We start from the raw sequence: 18590 nt of genomic DNA, 5'->3' as shown, positions 1-18590 counted from the left end.
GTTCACGAACAGCTCGCAACCCCACTCGAACGGGCGTGTCGGGCTGCATGACAGCGCCATCGCCCCCCTCGCACGGGGGCGCCACCGCACCATCACATCGTCATAGGAGAACCACCGGATCAGGGGGTGGGGCTGGCCCAGCACTTGCGTAGCTGATGCCAAGCCTCACCCCTAGTTTTAGGGATGACACCAACAACCAACAAGGTTCACCCCATGACGAAGAAACTCCTGTCCGCCGCCGCCCTGCTGATTGCCGGCTCCGCAGCCCTGGCTGGCCCGGTTGGTAGCTATTACGCCTCCATCCAAGGGCAGCGCATCGCTGTCGTGCAAGGCAATGCCGTCGTGAACAGCTGGGCCGCCCAGAACGGCTGCGAATGGTCGGTCAACGTCTACAACGACGTGCGTACCAACCCTGCCGGCAACAACTGCGGCGCCGGCGCGCAGTACACCCTGGGTGGCACCTACACCGGCGTGAACTACGCCGAAGAAGTGGGCGGCTACCAGGACACCGACGACTCGACCACCGACGGCACTTACAACTACACCGTCTCCTATGGCACCGGTGACGTCATCCGCACGGACCGAAACTTCGCCGGCGCGACCTCGCTGTTCAACGTGGGACGCTCCACTATCGGCATCACCTACGACGAAACCGACAGCTCGCTGTGGGTCATGGGCTTCCAAAGCAACGTGCTGCGCCACTACGACATGAGCGGCACCCAACTGGGCAGCTTCAATCTGAGCGCCACAGCCAATGGCGGCCTGGCTCTGGACCACCTGGACCAGACGCTGTGGTTCGTCGATAACGGCGGTTCGATGCAGCAGTTCAGCAAGACGGGCCAGTACCTGCAGACCGGCCTGAACCTCGGCTACGTGCTGGGCGGCGAGTTCGATTTCGCAACCGCCAACGTCGGCCAACTGCCTGAGCCGGGCACGCTGGGCCTGCTGGGCGTTGCGTTGGCCGGTGTCGGCCTGAGCCGCCGCAAGGCTCGCTCGGCCGCCTGAACGAGCGCCGCAAACGCAACAGCAAGGGAGCTTCGGCTCCCTTTTTTCATGCCTGCACGGCGCCGCCACTTCAAAGTTGAGATTCGAATAAACAAATAGGAAAACTATCGTTCCCTGAATAAGCAAGGTTTGGCACTCTCGCGGCTTCGTTCATTCGACGGCCCCGCCATGCCCCTCTTCCTGCCCTCCCGCCGTACCGTCCTGGCGCTGATTGCCTCGGCCTCAGCTTTGTCCGGCCTGCCGGCCCTGGCCAACGACGCCACGCTGCTGAACGTCTCCTACGACGTGGCCCGCGAGCTCTACAAGCAGATCAACCCGGCGTTCATCGCCGCGCAGAAGGCCAAGGGCCAGACCGTCGTCATCAATCAGAGCCATGGCGGCTCCAGCAAGCAGATCGGCGCCGTCATTGGCGGCCTGGAGGCCGACGTCGTGACGATGAACCAGGCGACCGACGTGGACCAGCTCGCCAGCACCGGGCTGACGTCGACCGACTGGCGCAGCCGCTTCCCCAACGGCGCAGCCCCCTATTCGTCGACGATGACCTTCCTCGTCCGCAAGGGCAACCCCAAGGGCATCAAGGACTGGAGCGACCTGGCCCGTGCCGGCGTGCAGGTCATCATCCCCAACCCCAAGGTCACCGGCAACGGCCGCTACAGCTACCTGGCCATCTGGGGCAGCGTCATCGCCAACGGCGGCAGCGACGCCCAGGCCAAGGAACTGGTCACCAAGATCCTGACCAACGTGCCCGTGCTGGACGGCGGCGGCCGCGGTGCCACCACAACCTTTACGCAACGCGGCATTGGCGACGTGCTCGTCACCTTCGAAGCTGAAGTCGAATTGATCGAGAACGAGTTCGGCAAGGGCCAGTTCGAGCAGGTCAACCCCAGCATCTCCATCGAGACCGACGCGCCCGTGGCGCTGGTCGACAAGGTCAACGCCAAGAAGGGCACGGCTGCGCTGGCCAAGGCCTACCTCGACTTCCACTGGAGCGCGGAAGGCCAGGAAATCATCGCGAAGAACAACTTCCGCCCGCGCGACCCGGCCATCTTCAAGAAGCACGCGCAGCGCTTCGCCAACATCAAGCTCTTCACGGTCGACCAGACGCTGGGCGGCTGGGCCAAGGTCAGCAAGACCCACTTTGCTGACGGTGGCACGTTTGACCAGGTGATGGCGGGGATCAAGCGCTGATGGCTCTCGTCTTCTCGGGGCGCCGCCGCGTCCTGCCCGGCTTCGCGCCGACGCTGGGCTTCACGCTGTTCTACCTGTCGCTGATCGTACTGGTGCCGCTGGCCGCCGTCTTCCTGAAGTCGTCAGGCCATGGCTTCGACGCCTTCTGGGCCGCTGCCACTGCGCCGCGCGTGATGGCCTCCTACAAGCTCAGCTTCGGCGCCTCGCTGATCGCCGCGCTCATCAACCTCTTCTTCGGCCTCATCCTGGCCTGGTGCATCGTGCGCTATGAGTTCCCCGGCAAGAAGCTGGTCGACGCGCTGATCGACCTGCCCTTCGCCCTGCCCACCGCCGTGGCCGGTATCGCGCTGACGGCGCTGTACGCGCCCAACGGCTGGGTGGGTTCCATCTTTGCCAAGTACGACATCAAGATCGCCTTCACGCCGCTGGGCATCCTGCTGGCGCTGATCTTCATCGGCCTGCCCTTCATCGTCCGCACGGTGCAGCCGGTGCTGGAAGACATGGAGACCGAGCTGGAAGAAGCCGCCGCGTCGCTGGGTGCCCAGCGATGGACGACCTTCCGCTACGTGGTGCTGCCCACGCTGATGCCCGCGCTGCTCACCGGCTTCGCGCTGGCGTTTGCGCGCGCCGTCGGCGAGTACGGCTCGGTGATCTTCATCGCCGGCAACATCCCGATGGTCAGCGAGATCACGCCGCTGATGATCATCGCCAAGCTGGAGCAGTACGACTACGTGGGCGCCACCGCCATCGCGGCCGTCATGCTGATCGTCAGCTTCGTGCTGCTGCTGGCCATCAACGGCCTGCAGGCCTGGAGTTCGCGCCGGGGAGGCAGGAAATGAGCACCGCACTACACTTTGCCCCGCCGCGTGCTCGCGCCAAGTACCAGGACAACCCGGCAACGCGCGAGTCCACGTGGGTGCGGTTCGGGCTGCTGACGCTGGGCCTGACCTTCTTCGCCGTCTTCCTGCTGCTGCCCCTGGTGGCCGTGTTCACGGAAGCACTGCGCAAGGGCTGGGCGCTCTACTTCTCGTCGCTGGCCGACAGCGAGACCTTTTCAGCCATCCAGCTCACGCTGACCGCCGCCGTCATCGCGGTGCCGCTGAACCTCGTGTTCGGCGTCAGCGCGGCGTGGTTGATCGCCAAGCACGAGTTCCGCGGCAAGCAGCTGCTGATCACGCTGATCGACCTGCCGTTCTCGGTCTCGCCCGTCGTGGCCGGCCTGATGTATGTGTTGATCTTCGGCGCCCAGGGCTGGTTCGGCCCGTGGCTGCAGGCACACGACGTGAAGATCATCTTCGCCGTGCCCGGCATCGTGCTCGCGACCGTCTTCGTGACCTTCCCCTTCGTCGCGCGTGAGCTGATCCCGCTGATGCAGGCCCAGGGCAAGGACGAGGAAGAAGCGGCAACCGTGCTGGGCGCCAGCGGCTGGCAGACCTTCCGCCGTGTCACGCTGCCCAACATCAAGTGGGGCCTGCTGTACGGCGTCATCCTGTGCAACGCGCGGGCCATGGGCGAGTTCGGTGCCGTGTCGGTCGTCTCCGGGCACATCCGCGGCCTGACCAACACGCTGCCGCTGCACGTCGAGATCCTCTACAACGAATACCAGTTCGCGGCCGCCTTCGCCGTCGCATCGTTGCTGGCGCTGCTTGCGCTGGTGACGCTGGTGATCAAGCAATTCATCGAGTGGCGTGCCAGCCAGTCGGCCAAGGAAGCGTGATGGGTATCCAGGTTCAGAACATCCACAAGAGTTTTGGCAACTTCACCGCCCTCGGTGACGTGTCGCTGGACTTCCCGCGCGGCGAACTCGTCGCCCTGCTCGGCCCCTCGGGCTGCGGCAAGACGACGCTGCTGCGCATCATTGCCGGCCTGGAGCAGGCCGACCGCGGCCGTGTGCTGCTGGACGGCCAGGACGCGTCGGACACGCATGTGCGCGAACGCCAGGTCGGCTTCGTGTTCCAGCATTACGCGCTGTTCCGCCACATGACCGTGTTCGACAACGTCGCCTTCGGCCTGCGCGTGAAGCCCAAGAAGCAGCGCCCGCACGAGACCGAGATCAAGAAGCGCGTCACCGAGCTGCTCAAGCTCGTGCAGCTGGACTGGCTGGGCGACCGCTTCCCGCCCCAGCTCTCCGGTGGCCAGCGCCAGCGCATCGCCTTGGCCCGCGCCCTGGCCGTGGAGCCGCGCGTGCTGCTGCTGGACGAGCCCTTCGGCGCGCTGGACGCCAAGGTCCGCAAGGAACTGCGCCGCTGGCTGCGCCGCCTGCACGACGAGCTGCACATCACCAGCATCTTCGTCACGCACGACCAGGACGAAGCCCTCGAAGTGGCTGACCGCATCGTGCTGATGGACCACGGCCGCGTCGAGCAGGTGGGCACCCCGCAGGAGGTCTACGAGCGCCCGGCCACGCCTTTCGTCTACGGCTTTCTCGGCGCGGTCAACCGCTTCGTCGGCCACTCGCGCGGCGGCGTGCTGCACATGGGCGAGCACCAGCTGCCGCACCACGGCGCACATGGCGACGGCGAGGTGCAGGCCTATGCCCGGCCGCACGAGCTGCAGATCCTCACCGACGTCTCGGCGCCGGGCCTCTCGGCCACGGTGGAGCGCGTGCTGTCCTTTGGTGCAAGTGCACGGGTCGAGCTGATCGGGCCGGATGGCCAGCCGCTGGAAGCCGAGCTGACCCGCGAACAGGCCGAGGCCCTGAGCCTGCAGGGCGGCCAGCGCGTGAAGCTCAGCGCAGCCAGGCTCAGCCTGTTCGAAGCCGGCGCTGGCATCTAAGGGAAGCGCTGAACTCATTCAGCGCTTCCTCGCTCCGTGCATGCGCTGCTGCGTTTTCATTCGTTCGCTAACGTTGCAGCACTGAGCACACTCAAGACTCCCTCTCCAGGAGTTCTCATGAGCATCACTGCCATCAACGTGCGCAACCAGTTCCGCGGCACGATCAAGGAAATCATCGAAGGCCCGGTCGTCTCCGAGGTCGACGTGCTCACGCGCAACGGCGACATCGTCACCTCGGTCATCACGACGCGCTCGGTCAAGGACCTGGGCCTGGAGGTGGGCCGCGAGGTCGTGGCCCTCGTCAAGTCGACCGAAGTGTCCATCGCGACGCTGTGAAGCCACGGCCATGAGCTACAAGCCTCCACGCGTTCTCATCATCCCGGGCCTGCACGACAGCGGTCCGGCGCACTGGCAGACCTGGCTGCATGGCCAGTACCGCGATGCCCGGCGCGTCACACAGCGCGACCCGAGCAAACCCGAGCTGGAGCGCTGGGCCGAGCGCATCCAGCGCACGCTGGAAGTTGCGGCGATCTCGGGTGAAAAGGGCGAATGGCTGGCGGTGGCTCACAGCTTCGGCTGCCTGGCGCTGGCCCGCCACCTGGCCGACCATCCCGACTCGCCCATCCGCGAGGCCTTGTTCGTGGCACCGGCCGAGCCGGACAAGTTCGGCATCGCCGAGTCCCTGCCCCACCACCGGCTGCCACGGCGCTCGCGCCTGATTGCCAGCAGCACGGACCCCTGGATGAGCGCGGCCAGCGCCGCGCGTTGGGCTCACCGTTGGGGTTCGAGCTACAGCAACCTCGGCCCCGTGGGTCACATCAATGCCGAGGCGGGCTTCGGGCCGTTTCCGATCGCCAAGAGCTGGATCGAAGCAGCCCGCGCACGTGCGGCCGCCGAGCAGCGGCCTCGGCACGCGGAGTTCCGCGAATGGGCGTTCGCGATCTAGTTGCTCAAGTCAGCGTTGCCTTGAAGACCGCCAGCGTGCGGTCCCAAGCGAGTTGGGCTGCAGCCGCGTCGTAGCGCGGCGTCGTGTCGTTGTTGAAGCCGTGCTGGGTGCCGGCGTAGACGAACTGCTCATGGCGCACGCCGGCCGCCTTCAGCGCGGCCTCGTAGGCCGGCCAGCTGGCGTTGACGCGCTCATCATTGCCGGCGTAATGCAGCAGCAGCCGTGCCTTGATGCGCGGCACGTCTTCCGCCGCCGGCGCGCCGCCGTAGAAGGGCACGGCCACAGCGAGTTCGGGCACCTGCGTCGCAACATGGTTGGACAGCGACCCACCCCAGCAGAAGCCGACGACGCCGACCTTGCCGTTGGCGTCCGGCAGCGCCAGCAGGCCGCGCGCGCCGGCCACGATGTCGGCGCGCGCCTTGGCCGCGTCCAGCTTGCCGAAGAGTTCGCGCGCCTTGTCCTCGTCGCCCGGGTAGCCGCCCAGCGGCGCCAGCGCATCCGGCGCGTAAGCCACGTAGCCGGCCAGCGCGATGCGGCGGGCGATGTCTTCGATATGCGGGTTCAGGCCGCGGTTCTCGTGCACCACCAGCACGGCCGGCAGCTTGCCCGACACATTGGCCGGCTTGGCCAGATAGCCCTGCACCTTGCCATTGCCCTGGGGCGAATCGAAGTCCTGGCGGCGCGTGACGAGTCGCGCATCGTCGGGCTTCACCTGCTGGGCAGCGGCGAAATTGGGGCTCAGCGCGGCCAGCAAGGCAGCAGCGCCGGCTGGGCCGCCGGCAAAGGTGGCGGCCTGTTCTAGAAAGCCGCGGCGGCTGAGATCGCCGTGCACGTAGCGGTCGAACAAGGGCCAGGCCTGGGGCGGAATGGGCTTATGCATGAACGGGCTCCTGAAGGGTGTGGTGACTGTAGGCGTCGTGCGGGCGCCCCGCACTGCGAGGAATCGCATAACGATATGGCGAATCGTTCGACGACAAGCGAGGCGGTAGTTCGCAGAATCGCCCCGCATGAACTTCCAGCAACTCCGTTCCGTCCGTGAGGCCCAGCGCCGCGGCTTCAACCTGACCGAAGTCGCTCAGGCCCTGCACACCTCGCAGCCCGGCGTCAGCCGCCAGATCCGCGAACTGGAAGATGAGCTGGGCATCGAGCTCTTCGTGCGCATCGGCAAGCGCCTCACCGGCCTGACCGAGCCGGGCGAGCAGGTGCTGCCCGTCATCGAGCGACTGCTGCAGGAGGCCGAGAACCTCAAGCGCGCAGCCGACGACTTTGCCCAGGCCGGCAGCGGGCGCCTGCGCATCGCCGCCACGCACAGCCAGGCACGTTATGCGCTGCCACCCGCCGTGCGGGACTTCCGCGCACATCATCCCGACGTGAGCCTGCATCTGCAGCAGGGCTCGCCCCAGCAGATCGCCCGCCTGCTGCTCGACGGCGAGGCCGATGTCGGCATCGCGACCGAAGCACTGGCGCAATACCCCGAGCTCGTCGCCCTGCCCTGCTACCGCTGGACGCACTCGGTCGTCGTGCCGCCCGGCCACCCCTTGCTGGATGGCCCGCTGACGCTGGCCCGCGTGACGCAGTTCCCCATCGTCACCTACGAGCTCGGCTACACCGGCCGATCCCACATCGACGACGCCTTCGCCGCGGCGCAGTTGACGCCCCACATCGTGCTCAGCGCCATGGACGCGGACGTCATCAAGACCTACGTGGAGCTGGGCCTGGGCGTGGGCATCGTCGCGGCCATCGCCTTCGACGAGGAGCGCGACCGCCATCTGCGCGCCATCGACGCACGCCACCTGTTCGAAGACAACATGACCCGCCTCGCCGTCCGGCGCAGCGCCTACCTGCGCGACTACGTGTACGAGTTCATCCAGACCTTCGCCTCGCCGCTCAAGCGCGAGGTGGTAGACGCCGCCCGCCACGAGCTGCCGGCCGTGCAGGACTCCACCCGCGAGCCTGTGCTTGCGTGGTCGAAAGCTGCATGAGCTTGCGACAAGTTCTTCTTTGCCCACCTCGCCCCTCATCCCTAGAGTGAACCGCTTCACCCCTAACTCAAACCCCATGCGCCGCCTCCTCACCACCCTCGCCCTCGCCATCGCCGCCACTGGCGCCGCCCTCCCCGTCTTGGCCGACACCTCGCTGCTCAACGTCTCCTACGACCCGACGCGCGAGCTCTACCAGGACTTCAACAAGGCCTTCGCGGCGCAGTGGAAGGCCAAGACGGGCGAGACCGTCAGCATCAAGGCCTCCCACGGTGGCTCCGGCAAGCAGGCCCGCGCCGTCATCGACGGCCTGGAAGCCGATGTCGTGACGCTCGCCCTGGCCTATGACATCGACGCCGTGGCTGACCACAAGCTGCTGCCGCTGGACTGGCAGAAGAAGCTGCCCAACAACGCCAGCCCCTACACGTCGACCATCGTGTTCCTGGTGCGCAAGGGCAACCCGAAAAAGATCAGCAACTGGCCCGACCTGGCCCGCAGTGGCGTCGAGGTCATCACGCCCAACCCCAAGACCAGCGGCGGTGCGCGCTGGAACTACCTGGCCGCCTGGGGTTATGCACTGAAGAACGGCGGCACGCCGGCTTCGGCCCAGGACTTCGTCAAGCGCATCTACGCCAACACCAAGGTGCTGGACTCGGGCGCCCGTGGCTCCACGACGACCTTCGTTGAACGCGGCATCGGCGACGTGCTGATCGCCTGGGAAAACGAGGCCTATCTGGCCGTCAAGGAACTCGGCCCGGACAAGTTCGAGATCGTCACACCCAGCGTGTCCATCCTGGCCGAGCCGCCGGTCGCCATCGTCGACAAGGTGGTGGACAAGCGCGGCACGCGCAAGCAGGCCGAGGCCTATCTGAACTATCTCTACAGCCCCGAAGGCCAGGAGATCGCGGCCAAGAACTACTACCGCCCACGTGACGCCAAGGTTGCGGCCAAGTACGCCAAGCAGTTCGGCCCGGTCAAGCTCTTCACCCTCGACGAGTACTTCGGCAGCTGGCGCCAGGCCCAGAAGGCCCACTTCGACGACGGCGGCGTGTTCGACCAGATCTACGCCCCGGGTTCGAAGTAAGCCCTCAGAACTCACCCAGCGTGGCGCCCTGCCACGCCGAGTTGTGAAGTCTTGTTGCGCCGGTCAACCCGGCCTCGACAGCCAGCGTTGGGCGGCCTCATCATGAGGCCGCCATGAGAAACCTCGCTTTCAGCACCGCATTCGTCCTGGGCCTCATCGGCTGCGCCGCCGCCCCAAGCTCGGTGGCCCCGGCGCACCCCGCGGCCCAGGACACCCTTTGGCTGGACCGTCTCACCTGGGGCGCCAGCAGTGCCGACCTCGCAGCCGTGCGCCGCCAAGGCCGCGCCGCCTGGCTGGACGCCCAGCTCCAGCCCCCCACCCCGGCAGCACTGCCCGAGGCCGCACAGGCCCAGATCCAGGTGCTGTCCATCCGTGAACCGCTGCTGCCGTTGGTGCAGCGCATGGAAACCCAGCGCAAGGCCGCCGACGCGCTGACCGACGACGCCGCCAAGGCCGAAGCACAGAAGAACTACCAGCAGGCGCTGACCAAGCTGGCCCGCGAGGCCTCGGCCCGGCAGTTGCTGAACGCGCTGTACTCGCCCAACCAGGTGCAGGAGCAGCTGACCTGGTTCTGGTTCAACCACTTCAACGTCCACCAGTACAAGAACAACCTGCGCGTCATGGTGGGCGACTACGAGCAGGGGCTGCGCGAGCGCTCGCTCGGATCTTTTCGCGAACTGCTCGGCTACACGGCGCACCACCCGGCCATGCTGCGCTACCTCGACAACGAGCAGAACGCCGCCAACCGCATCAACGAGAACTACGCCCGTGAGCTGCTGGAGCTGCACACGCTGGGCGTGGGCGGTGGCTACAGCCAGAAGGACGTGCAGGAGCTGGCCCGCGTACTGACCGGGTTGGGCGTGAACGCAACCGACGTGAAGCCGAAGCTCAAGCCTGCGCAGGAAGCCCAGTACCGCCGCGACGGGCTGATGGAATTCAACCCCGCGCGGCACGACTTCGGCGACAAGCAGTTGCTGGGCATCACCGTGAAGGGCCAGGGCGAGGCCGAGCTGAACCAGGTGCTGGACCTGCTGGCCAAGCACCCGAGCACGGCCCGCTTCGTGTCGCGCAAGCTGGCCCAGTACTACGTCGCCGACGAACCGCCACCGGCCCTCGTTGAACGCATGGCCGAACGCTGGCAGCAGAGCGACGGGCGCATCTCCGAGGTGCTGCGCGCCATGATCGGCTCGCCCGAGTTCGAAGCGTCGCTCGGCCGCAAGTTCAAGGACCCGACGCATTACGTCGTCTCCGCCGTACGCCTGGCCTATGCCGACAAGGTGGTGCTGAACACCGGCCCCATGCTCGGCTGGCTCTACCGCCTGGGGCAGGCCCCCTACAACCGACAGACGCCCGACGGCTACGCGCTGGATGAAAGCGCCTGGGCGGGGCCGGGCCAGATGACGACGCGCTTCGAGATCGCCCGCGCCATCGGCAGCGGCAGCGCGGGGCTCTTCAAGGTCGAGGGCGAGGCCAAGGACCGGCCGGCCTTTCCGCAGATTGCCCACCCGCTGTACTACGACGGCATTGCGCCACGCCTGGCCGCAGCCACGCAGCAGGCGCTCAGCGCAGCCACCTCGCCACAGGAATGGAACACCTACCTGCTGGCCTCCCCCGACTTCATGCACAGATAACCCTAAGCCCGACAGTCGACCGCTCACCATCCGCTGGAGCCCGTCATGCATGCCACTACCAAGACCCACGACAACCCATCCCCTTCAGCCATGAACGCTGCGCGCCCGCTCGGCCCGCACTCGAGCGCCCTGGCGGCGTTGCAAATGCTCGCGATGGGAACCCCCATCGCTGCGCTTCGCGCCTTGCCAGACCGCCCGATTGCGGCCCGCTCGGGCACGCTCCACTGCCGCGCTTAGGGTGACGACATGGACCGACGTCTACTGCTCCAACTCGGCCTCGCTGGCCTCGGCACGGCCGCACTGCCAACGCAGCTTTGGGCGGCATCGCCCTCTACTTCGACATCCGCGCCACGCCTGCTCGTCGTCTTCCTGCGCGGCGCCTACGACGCGGCCAACCTGCTGGTGCCCACGTCGTCGAGCTTCTACTACGAGGCCCGGCCCAACATCGCCATCGCCAAGACGGCCGCGCTGCCGCTGGATGCCGACTGGGGCCTGGCGCCCGCGGTGGCCGACAGCATCCACCCGCTGTGGCTCAAGGGCCAGGCCGCGTTCGTGCCGTTTGCCGGCACCAACGACGTGTCGCGCAGCCACTTCGAGACGCAGGACCACATCGAGCTGGGCCAGGCGGATGAAGGAAGCCGCGACTTCCGCAGCGGCTTCATGAACCGGTTGGCGGGCGTGCTGGGCGCGGGCTCGCGGCTGGAGGCCATGGCCTTCACCGACCAGGTGCCGCTGATCCTGCGCGGCCAGCTGCCCGTGGCCAACCAGGCTCTGCGCGACCTTGGCAAGCCAGCCATCAACGCCGCTCAGGCGCAGGCGATTGCCGGCATGTATGCCAACACCCGGCTGGCCAGCACGGTCAGCGGGGGCTTCGAGGTGCGCGAGGAGGTGTCGCGCGAGATGGCCGGCGAGATGGAAGCTGCCAGCCGCGGCGCCATCGCCGCCAAGGGCTTTGCGCTGGAGGCGCGGCGCATCGCCCGCCTGATGCGCGAGCGCGTCACGCTGGGCTTCATCGACGTGGGCGGTTGGGACACGCACGTGGGGGAAGGCGGCGCCACCGGCCAACTGGCCAACCGCCTGGGCGAGCTGGGCAAGGGCCTGGCGCTGTTTGCCGACGAGATGGGGCCGCAGTGGAGCAACACCGTCGTCGTCGTGGTGAGCGAGTTCGGCCGCACCTTCCGCGAGAACGGCAACCGCGGCACCGACCACGGCCACGGCAGCGCCTACTGGGTGCTGGGCGGTGGCGTGAAGGGTGGGCGCATTGCGGGCGAGCAGGTCGCGGTCAATGCGTCCACCTTGTTCCAGAACCGCGACTACCCGGTGCTCAACGAATACCGCGCGCTGCTCGGCGGCCTGTTCAAGCGCATGTACGGCCTGAACGACACGCAGCTGGCCACGGTGTTCCCGGGGGCCAGCGCGCGCGATATGGCGTTGATTTAGCGCGTCAGGCGGTCAGCCACAGCCTTGATGCGCTCGCCGAAGACCTTGGCGGTGGCGAAGTCGCCAGCCACCATCTCGTCGGGCGACGCGTCGCTCGGCGACGTCGTCATCAGGCCGCTGAACGATGCAACGTAGTTGATGTCGTCACGCGTCGAGCTCTTCTTGTTCGACGGCATCACACCCGTGCCGGCCCACAGCATGGAGTGCTGCTGGCTCAGCGTGAACAGGTAGTGCAGCGTGGACAGCTTGTCGCCGTTCATCGATGCGCTGTTCGTGAAGCCGGCGGCCAGCTTGTCCTTCCAGCCCTGGGTGAACCAGACCTTGCTGGAGGCATCCGCGAACTTCTTGAACTGCCAGCTCACGGTGCCCATGTAGGTCGGGCTGCCGAAGATGATGGCGTCGGCCGCGGCCAGCGCCTCCCAGTCCGAGTCCTTCACATTGCCCTCGGCATCGACGGCGATGAGCTGCGCGCTGGCGCTCTCGGCCACGGTCTCGGCGATGCGCTTGGTGTGGCCGTAGCCGGAGTGATAGACGACAACGATCTTGCTCATGGAGGATTTCCTCTGTGGGTGGGGGTGGGGAGAACTCAGGCTGCCAGGTCGAAGACGAGGACTTCGGCGTCGCGACCCGCCGTCAAAGCGAGGCGCGATGTTTGTCGAACTTGCAAGGCATCACCCGCCGTCAGGTCTTGCCCGTTTGCGGTAAGCGCGCCACGCACGAGATGCACATACACCAGCCGGCCTGGTGCCACGTCCAGCTCAGCGGCCTCATTGCCGTCGAACAGACCGGCGTACAGCCGCGCATCGGCATGGATGGTCACCGAGCCCTCGGCACCATCGTTCGCCGCCACCAGGCGCAGCTTGCCGCGCTTGGAATCGGCGTCGAAGTGCTTCTGCTCGTAGCTTGGCGCAATGCCGCGCTGGTCGGGCTGGATCCAGATCTGCAGGAAGTGCGTCGTCTGGTCCTTGGCGTGGTTGAACTCGCTGTGCTGCACGCCGGTGCCCGCGCTCATGCGCTGCACGTCGCCCGGGCGGATGACGCCGGCGTTGGCACCGCCGACCTCGCCATTGCCCATGCTGTCCTTGTGCGCCAGTTCGCCCGAGAGCACGTAGCTGATGATCTCCATGTCGCGGTGGCCGTGCGTGCCGAAGCCCTTGCCGGCGGCAACCTTGTCCTCGTTGATGACGCGCAGGGCACCAAAGCCCATGCGTGCCGGGTCGTAGTAGTCGGCGAACGAGAAGCTGTGGAAGGACTTCAGCCAGCCGTGGTCGGCGTAGCCACGATCACTGGACTTAATGAGTTGGATGGTCATGCTGGGCTCCTTGGTTTGCTTGCGATGGAGTCAATGTAGGAGCCGGGGTTACCGCCATCGACAAGCCGCTCTGAGGACACCATTCAAATAGACTGAACGGATGTCGAACCCGCAAGACAAGCGCCGCGCGCTGACCCCCGAAGCCCTGTCCATGATGGACACCATCGCCCGCACCGGCAGCTTTGCCGCTGCCGCCCGCGAGATGGGGCGCGTGCCGTCGGCGCTGACCTACTCGGTGCGCCAGCTCGAAGACGCGCTCGATGTGCTGCTCTTCGACCGCAGCTCCCGCCAGGCCGTGCTGACTGCGGCCGGCCAGGAGCTGCTGGTGGAGGGCCGGCGCCTGCTGCAGGAGCTGGACGCCGTGGCCAACCGCGTGCGCCGCATCGCCACCGGCTGGGAGAGCGAGCTCACCCTGGTCATGGACGACGCCGTGGCCCGCCGCGCCGTGTTCGACCTGATGGAAGCCTTCTACGCCGAGCGTTGCGATGACGGCAGCCCGCCGCCGACGCGGCTGAAGCTGCGCGTGGAAGTGCTGGCCGGCACCTGGGAAGCCCTGCTGCACGGCCAGGCCGACCTGGCGCTCGGCGTGCCTGCCCAGACCGTCAGCAGCAACATCCATTGCGAAGCTGCCGGTGAACTGGAGTTCGCCTTCTGCATCGCGCCGCACCACCCGCTGGCCGCCCTGCCCGAGCCGCTGACGGCCGCGCAGATCGCCGAGCACCGCATCATTGCCGTGGCCGACAGCGCCCGGCTGCTGGCGCCCATCACCATTGGCCTGCTGCCAGGGCAGGACGTGCTGACCATGCCGTCGCTCGCCACCAAGCTCGAGGCCATGATGCGCGGCCTGGGCTGCGGCTCGCTGCCGGTCAGCATGGTGCGCCGCCACCTGGACGCCGGGCGACTGGTGCGCAAGGCCACCTACGAAGGCCGGCGCGCGGGCGTCATGCACTACGCCTGGCGCGACACCGGCCACGCGCCCGGCAAGGCCCTGGCCTGGTGGCTGGACCGGCTGCGCAGCGACACCACGCGCAAGGCGCTGCTGGAGCAGCACGAAGGCCTGCTGCTCTAGCCTCGGCACGATGAGCTACCGCGGCAGATTCGCCCCCTCACCCACCGGCCCGCTGCATGCCGGCTCGCTGGTGGCGGCGCTGGCCAGTTGGCTGGACGCGCGCGCCCACGGCGGCCAGTGGCTGGTGCGCATCGAAGACGTCGACGGCCCGCGCTGCCCGCCCGGCATGGACGACGTCATCCTCGGCCAGCTCGCCGCGCTGGGCCTGCACGCCGACGAGCCGCCCGTCTGGCAGTCGCGCCGCAGCGCTCTCTACCAAACCGCGCTGGATGGGCTGATCGCATCGGGCCACGCCTACGGCTGCGCCTGCACCCGCGCCGAAATCGCCGAGGCCTACGAACGGCGCTTCGGCCCACGGCCCAAGCATGGCGAGCTGATTTACCCGGGCACCTGCAGACCCGACCGAGACGGCACGCAAGGCCGGCCGGTGCGGGCCTGGCGATTCAGCGCCGAGGGCTCGGTCGACTGGCAGGACCGGCGCCTCGGCCCGCAACGGCAAGACCTGGCGCGCGAGGTGGGTGACTTCGTCCTGCGGCGTGCCGATGGCCTGTGGGCCTACCAACTGGCCGTCGTCGTGGACGACGCGAGCCAAGGCATCACCGACGTCGTGCGCGGCGAAGACCTGACCGACAACACGGCGCGCCAGATCGCGCTGCAACGCTGTTTAGACCTGCCCACGCCACGCTACCTGCATACGCCGCTGGTGCTGGCGCAAGACGGGCACAAGCTCTCCAAGCAGAACGGCGCCGCGGCGCTCGACCTGAGCGACCCGCCGGCGCGGTTGCGCGAGGCAGCAACGAGGCTGGGCTTGCATCCGCAGGTGCATGGGCCTGAGAGCGCCGGCGAGACGCTGGCCGAGCTGGTGCCTCAATGGCAGGCCCTGGCAAAGGCTTGGCCGCCGGCCTGAAGCTGGCCACAGCCGCAGGAGGCGATCCGAGGCGTCATCCGTGGGTGAAGTGGGGCTGGCTCAACGTCCAACATCGGACGCCGCAAGCAGGGTTGGATCGCCAACCGTGCGATTGAGCGCTGCCGCTTCCTCCACCAGTTTGACGACGGTTTCCCGCAGCAACGGCGTTTCCGGCCTCAACTCCAAGGTGGCCATCTCGTACTTCCCGCCTGGCTTGAGCCGCGGTTCGATGTGGCGCAAGCGCTTCCCTCTCCAGAACGTGAACAGCACGCGGGCCGGCTCCGCTCGAATCAGCAGCACCGGGCCGTTCGCGAAGTACACGGCATGGCCCCACTTCAGCCGCTCTTCCAACGTCGGATCTACGCCCTGCACTGCCAGGCGCAGCGCCCTGGCGTAGTCGCCCTGCCATTCGGTGAGATAGGCGAAGTACTCGTTCGGAGTCTTTGCTGGGGTGAGGATCATCTTCAAGGTGTCGTCCCTCGTGGCTGCTCGTTCACGGCCCGCAAAGGTCGCTGGCGCGAGGTTGGCTTGCTAGCTCAGCGAGCGGCGAAGCCATCCTCTGGAGTACCGGGTTAGGCGCGTGCATGTGCGTATGCCTCTAATCCGCAGTGAACGCACCGACGACCATTGCTGTTTGTGCCGAACAGATGCTTGGCCGTGAAGCGCTTGTGGCATCGAGGACAGCGAAACATTCTGATCCGAACATACGAAACCGCAATCAACGCAAGAGCCACGACGAATGCAGCGGCAGCGAGCCAAGCCAAGGACGGCACGCCTCTAGCGAAGTGCACCGCCGCGAGCCACACTGGAAGGCTGCATGTCGCGACAACGCCGACGCGGTTCCAAAACCGGAACTGCGCAAGTGAAGTAGAAAAATTGCCCATGGGCCTAACGTTGAAGCTGACCCGCAGTCCGAGGCTTGCCAAGGGACGTCGGGTCGAGCGACCGGTTAGGCCTCATGCCGCAGTTCCACGCTACCTAGTGGATGGGTCGTGCTGTCAAAGAAGTAAACCTTCTTGTCCGTTATGTCCGTGAGGATGCGAGATTTGAAAAGAAGAATTTGCTCCGGGCTCTGATGCGGCCAAACCCCAATGGCAATTGAGCTCAGATCGCCATCTCGTAGCGCATCTATCAGATGTTGGTCGTAGTCCTTGTGCAGTGAATGCCCCAGTACAACAAGGTTGCCACCCATCGATTGGAATTTTTCGAAGGTGAACCTTAAATAGTCATTCCGCTTGATTCGGCTTAACTTCCTCTCGGATGAGCCTTCAGATATAAAAAGCGGAAAATATTCTGGATGTGCCAAATCGAAAAGCTCAGAAAGAGAATTGGCGGCATTTGCGACCAATTTTTTCGTTTTCCCGTTAGGCAACTCAACCAAATGAATTGCGCCGTGCAAATAGGAGATCACGCATCGATCTGCGTTGACCGCCGTATTGCCAGGATCAAACGTATTTTCGGCACCCCAAAACAGGTCCTTGAAGCGCCAAATTTCGTCATGCATGATTGCCCAGTAGGGAATCAAGTCATAGTTTGTGGTAAATACATTTCCAAAACCACGCAGAGCAGAATTTATCGCCGGCAATCCCCCAAATCCATGAGGGACATGAGAGAAATTGACTGCAGCGCCAAGCGCATTCTTCGTGTTGTTGTAGAGGGCCTCAATGGAAGCCTGTTGCGGTGACCCCAGTTGCTCATCCACGAGGCGTGCGTGATAAAGCACTCGCAGCACGTCCTCGAAGTTGCTGGAGCCGAGTTTTGTAAAAAGGGCAATGCTGTTTGCATCAAGCGACGTCTCAATGTCCGCACTCTTGGCCACATCAAATAAGCTCGTGTACCCAAACTTCTGCCAGATATTGATACTGAATCCATTACCTAGCAGAAGAGATTTCCACGCTTCGCCGTGAATCTCTTCCCACGGCAATAAATGGGGATCAAGTTGGTGATCAGGCACTATGTATTCCTCTGAGGCCTAACGTGTTCTGTGGAGACAGGTGCCGCCGCCTAGGCAGGAAGGCTGCGCCTAGATCTGCGCTGACTTGCGGATACAAGCAATTGATTTATCAACAACTTCCTCCCGTTGACTGTACGGGTGTACAGCATTAAATTTCCGGCAAAAGCGGCGCGCAGTTACAAGTTCTTGTCGAACAGATGCGATGCCGCTGGGAGGCTCATGATGCCAGTCCAGTTGTCGAACCAGCCATCTCGGGGAAACCTGAGGCTCAGGCCCTCAGCGGCCGATTTGCCGCCTGTGCGAGCAAGCCGCAAGCTGGATCGGTTGCGCGAACGTCTCCAGTTCTCGCAGCCTACGTGCTGAGGAGATCTGTGCGTACGGGGTAACGGCCTTCGTCCGATTTCACGGGCTGCGGCGTCCCGCCGAGTTGGGTGGGCCAGAGATGGAACCGCTTAGCCTGCCGAACGCATGCCTGGCCGATGGGTGAAGAACACCGGCAGCCAAGCGCCGCAGCGACAATCCCCGCCTTTCCCAAACCCCCAAAGGATTCCCCATGAACACCACGCCCAGCGGCCTGCAGTTTGAAGACACCGTCGAAGGCGGCGGCGAGCAGGCCCAGGCCGGCCAGGACGTCACCGTCCACTACACCGGCTGGCTCTGGGTCGACGGCGCCAAGACGACCAAGTTCGACTCCAGTCTGGACCGCCGCGAGCCCTTCGAGTTCGAGTTGGGTGCCGGCATGGTCATCCGCGGCTGGGACGAAGGCGTGCAGGGCATGAAGATCGGCGGCAAGCGCACGCTGATCATCCCGGCCGAGATGGGCTATGGCGCGCGCGGCGCTGGCGGCGTGATCCCGCCGAACGCGACGCTGTGCTTCGAGGTGGAGCTGCTCGGTCTGGCCGGCGGCCCCGAGGCCGTGGAGCTGAACCTGCATACGGCGTCCAGCGGCCTGCAGTTCGAGGACCGTGTCGTCGGTGATGGCGCCGAAGCCGCCAAGGGCCAGCGCGTGTCGGTGCACTACACCGGCTGGCTCTACAAGGACGGCATGCGCGGCAAGAAGTTTGACTCCAGCAAGGACCGCGGCCAGCCCTTCAAGTTCCGCCTGGGCGGCGGCGAGGTCATCGCCGGCTGGGACGAGGGCGTGCAGGGCATGAAGGTGGGCGGCACGCGCATGCTGGTGCTTCCGCCCGAACTGGGCTATGGCGCGCACGGCGCCGGCGGCGTCATTCCGCCGCACGCGACGCTGCTGTTCGAAGTGGATCTGTTGGCGGTTTGAAGCCCCTCGTCCAAGGAATACCTT

19 protein-coding genes and 1 pseudogene are annotated in these 18590 nt (G+C 65.9%); 15 read left to right on the top strand and 5 right to left on the bottom strand.

What is annotated here, in order from left to right; genetic code table 11:
• The first annotated feature begins 213 nt into the window (after positions 1-213).
• From AC07V5_RS16905 to AC07V5_RS16875, 7 genes are all read left to right on the top strand, one after another.
• Positions 214-1005 (top strand): PEP-CTERM sorting domain-containing protein, encoded by a 792-nt coding sequence (locus tag AC07V5_RS16905; RefSeq protein WP_495116835.1) that lies wholly within the window; start codon positions 214-216, stop codon positions 1003-1005.
• 168 nt (positions 1006-1173) lie between these two features.
• Positions 1174-2193, top strand: coding sequence for a sulfate ABC transporter substrate-binding protein (locus AC07V5_RS16900; RefSeq protein ID WP_495116834.1), 1020 nt, complete (start codon positions 1174-1176; stop codon positions 2191-2193).
• Positions 2193-3032 carry a sulfate ABC transporter permease subunit CysT gene (cysT, locus tag AC07V5_RS16895; protein ID WP_495116833.1) on the top strand — a complete coding sequence of 280 codons (840 nt, stop codon included), beginning with the start codon at positions 2193-2195 and terminating at the stop codon, positions 3030-3032. Before AC07V5_RS16900 ends, cysT begins: the two co-directional genes overlap by 1 nt.
• Entirely contained in the window at positions 3029-3910 is an 882-nt protein-coding gene (cysW, locus tag AC07V5_RS16890; RefSeq protein WP_495116832.1) for a sulfate ABC transporter permease subunit CysW, read from the top strand. Before cysT ends, cysW begins: the two co-directional genes overlap by 4 nt.
• Positions 3910-4968 carry a sulfate/molybdate ABC transporter ATP-binding protein gene (locus AC07V5_RS16885; protein ID WP_495116831.1) on the top strand — a complete coding sequence of 353 codons (1059 nt, stop codon included), beginning with the start codon at positions 3910-3912 and terminating at the stop codon, positions 4966-4968. Before cysW ends, AC07V5_RS16885 begins: the two co-directional genes overlap by 1 nt.
• A 117-nt stretch (positions 4969-5085) precedes the next feature.
• The gene (locus AC07V5_RS16880) at positions 5086-5304 is read left to right on the top strand and encodes a TOBE domain-containing protein (RefSeq protein ID WP_056197604.1); all 219 of its coding nucleotides are present in this window, start codon (positions 5086-5088) and stop codon (positions 5302-5304) included.
• Positions 5305-5314: 10 nt separating this feature from the next.
• Positions 5315-5914 carry an RBBP9/YdeN family alpha/beta hydrolase gene (locus AC07V5_RS16875; protein WP_495116830.1) on the top strand — a complete coding sequence of 200 codons (600 nt, stop codon included), beginning with the start codon at positions 5315-5317 and terminating at the stop codon, positions 5912-5914.
• 4 nt (positions 5915-5918) lie between these two features.
• Here the strand turns inward: AC07V5_RS16875 and AC07V5_RS16870 are convergent, their stop codons facing one another.
• Positions 5919-6794: a dienelactone hydrolase family protein gene (locus AC07V5_RS16870; RefSeq protein WP_495116829.1), complete on the bottom strand. Its 876-nt coding sequence runs from the start codon at positions 6792-6794 to the stop codon at positions 5919-5921.
• 127 nt (positions 6795-6921) lie between these two features.
• On the opposite strand from AC07V5_RS16870, the gene AC07V5_RS16865 reads away from it, so the two are divergent.
• The 4 genes from AC07V5_RS16865 to AC07V5_RS16850 all read left to right on the top strand — a co-directional run bounded on the left by AC07V5_RS16865 (position 6922) and on the right by AC07V5_RS16850 (position 12048).
• Positions 6922-7896 (top strand): CysB family HTH-type transcriptional regulator, encoded by a 975-nt coding sequence (locus AC07V5_RS16865; protein WP_495116828.1) that lies wholly within the window; start codon positions 6922-6924, stop codon positions 7894-7896.
• A gap of 76 nt (positions 7897-7972) precedes the next feature.
• A complete protein-coding gene (locus AC07V5_RS16860) occupies positions 7973-8977 on the top strand; it encodes a sulfate ABC transporter substrate-binding protein (RefSeq protein WP_495116827.1) in 1005 nt (334 codons plus the stop codon).
• Between the two features lie 113 nt (positions 8978-9090).
• Entirely contained in the window at positions 9091-10608 is a 1518-nt protein-coding gene (locus AC07V5_RS16855) for a DUF1800 domain-containing protein (RefSeq protein WP_495116826.1), read from the top strand.
• 246 nt (positions 10609-10854) lie between these two features.
• Positions 10855-12048: a DUF1501 domain-containing protein gene (locus AC07V5_RS16850; protein ID WP_495116825.1), complete on the top strand. Its 1194-nt coding sequence runs from the start codon at positions 10855-10857 to the stop codon at positions 12046-12048.
• Here AC07V5_RS16850 and AC07V5_RS16845 read toward each other — a convergent pair.
• Together AC07V5_RS16845 and AC07V5_RS16840 are read right to left on the bottom strand one after the other, a co-directional pair.
• Positions 12045-12599 (bottom strand): flavodoxin family protein, encoded by a 555-nt coding sequence (locus AC07V5_RS16845; protein WP_495116824.1) that lies wholly within the window; start codon positions 12597-12599, stop codon positions 12045-12047. The two genes, AC07V5_RS16850 and AC07V5_RS16845, sit on opposite strands and share 4 nt — an antisense overlap.
• 35 nt (positions 12600-12634) lie before the next feature.
• The gene (locus tag AC07V5_RS16840) at positions 12635-13360 is read right to left on the bottom strand and encodes a pirin family protein (protein WP_495116823.1); all 726 of its coding nucleotides are present in this window, start codon (positions 13358-13360) and stop codon (positions 12635-12637) included.
• Positions 13361-13460: 100 nt separating this feature from the next.
• On the opposite strand from AC07V5_RS16840, the gene AC07V5_RS16835 reads away from it, so the two are divergent.
• Positions 13461-14429, top strand: a complete 969-nt coding sequence (locus AC07V5_RS16835) for a LysR family transcriptional regulator (protein ID WP_495116822.1) — start codon at positions 13461-13463, stop codon at positions 14427-14429.
• Between the two features lie 10 nt (positions 14430-14439).
• Positions 14440-15336, top strand: coding sequence for a tRNA glutamyl-Q(34) synthetase GluQRS (gene gluQRS / locus AC07V5_RS16830; RefSeq protein WP_495116821.1), 897 nt, complete (start codon positions 14440-14442; stop codon positions 15334-15336).
• 60 nt (positions 15337-15396) lie between these two features.
• Here gluQRS and AC07V5_RS16825 read toward each other — a convergent pair whose 3' ends face one another.
• Together AC07V5_RS16825 and AC07V5_RS16820 are read right to left on the bottom strand one after the other, a co-directional pair.
• Positions 15397-15798: a DUF1801 domain-containing protein gene (locus AC07V5_RS16825; RefSeq protein WP_495117081.1), complete on the bottom strand. Its 402-nt coding sequence runs from the start codon at positions 15796-15798 to the stop codon at positions 15397-15399.
• Between the two features lie 487 nt (positions 15799-16285).
• Positions 16286-17290: a DUF4917 family protein gene (locus AC07V5_RS16820; RefSeq protein ID WP_495116820.1), complete on the bottom strand. Its 1005-nt coding sequence runs from the start codon at positions 17288-17290 to the stop codon at positions 16286-16288.
• 553 nt (positions 17291-17843) lie between these two features.
• Here AC07V5_RS16820 and AC07V5_RS16815 point away from each other — a divergent pair.
• Together AC07V5_RS16815 and AC07V5_RS16810 are read left to right on the top strand one after the other, a co-directional pair.
• Positions 17844-18188, top strand: a pseudogene (locus AC07V5_RS16815) (FKBP-type peptidyl-prolyl cis-trans isomerase); the annotation flags it as partial.
• 30 nt (positions 18189-18218) lie between these two features.
• Positions 18219-18566 (top strand): FKBP-type peptidyl-prolyl cis-trans isomerase, encoded by a 348-nt coding sequence (locus tag AC07V5_RS16810; RefSeq protein WP_495117080.1) that lies wholly within the window; start codon positions 18219-18221, stop codon positions 18564-18566.
• Positions 18567-18590: the final 24 nt, after the last annotated feature.

The organism is Roseateles sp. GW821-FHT02E12, assembly GCF_059421665.1.
This window is presented reverse-complemented; position numbering and strand designations above follow the sequence as displayed.

Bases quoted from the DNA above. Each gene is read 5' to 3' on its own strand.
- AC07V5_RS16835 (WP_495116822.1), top strand. From the start codon at position 13,461: ATGTCGAACCCGCAAGACAAGCGCCGCGCGCTGACCCCCGAAGCCCTG.
- AC07V5_RS16880 (WP_056197604.1), top strand. From the start codon at position 5,086: ATGAGCATCACTGCCATCAACGTGCGCAACCAGTTCCGCGGCACGATC.
- AC07V5_RS16840 (WP_495116823.1), bottom strand. From the start codon at position 13,360: ATGACCATCCAACTCATTAAGTCCAGTGATCGTGGCTACGCCGACCAC.
- cysT (WP_495116833.1), top strand. From the start codon at position 2,193: ATGGCTCTCGTCTTCTCGGGGCGCCGCCGCGTCCTGCCCGGCTTCGCG.
- AC07V5_RS16845 (WP_495116824.1), bottom strand. From the start codon at position 12,599: ATGAGCAAGATCGTTGTCGTCTATCACTCCGGCTACGGCCACACCAAG.
- AC07V5_RS16875 (WP_495116830.1), top strand. From the start codon at position 5,315: ATGAGCTACAAGCCTCCACGCGTTCTCATCATCCCGGGCCTGCACGAC.
- cysW (WP_495116832.1), top strand. From the start codon at position 3,029: ATGAGCACCGCACTACACTTTGCCCCGCCGCGTGCTCGCGCCAAGTAC.
- AC07V5_RS16860 (WP_495116827.1), top strand. From the start codon at position 7,973: ATGCGCCGCCTCCTCACCACCCTCGCCCTCGCCATCGCCGCCACTGGC.
- AC07V5_RS16905 (WP_495116835.1), top strand. From the start codon at position 214: ATGACGAAGAAACTCCTGTCCGCCGCCGCCCTGCTGATTGCCGGCTCC.
- AC07V5_RS16825 (WP_495117081.1), bottom strand. From the start codon at position 15,798: ATGATCCTCACCCCAGCAAAGACTCCGAACGAGTACTTCGCCTATCTC.
- gluQRS (WP_495116821.1), top strand. From the start codon at position 14,440: ATGAGCTACCGCGGCAGATTCGCCCCCTCACCCACCGGCCCGCTGCAT.
- AC07V5_RS16850 (WP_495116825.1), top strand. From the start codon at position 10,855: ATGGACCGACGTCTACTGCTCCAACTCGGCCTCGCTGGCCTCGGCACG.
- AC07V5_RS16855 (WP_495116826.1), top strand. From the start codon at position 9,091: ATGAGAAACCTCGCTTTCAGCACCGCATTCGTCCTGGGCCTCATCGGC.
- AC07V5_RS16885 (WP_495116831.1), top strand. From the start codon at position 3,910: ATGGGTATCCAGGTTCAGAACATCCACAAGAGTTTTGGCAACTTCACC.
- AC07V5_RS16870 (WP_495116829.1), bottom strand. From the start codon at position 6,794: ATGCATAAGCCCATTCCGCCCCAGGCCTGGCCCTTGTTCGACCGCTAC.
- AC07V5_RS16900 (WP_495116834.1), top strand. From the start codon at position 1,174: ATGCCCCTCTTCCTGCCCTCCCGCCGTACCGTCCTGGCGCTGATTGCC.
- AC07V5_RS16865 (WP_495116828.1), top strand. From the start codon at position 6,922: ATGAACTTCCAGCAACTCCGTTCCGTCCGTGAGGCCCAGCGCCGCGGC.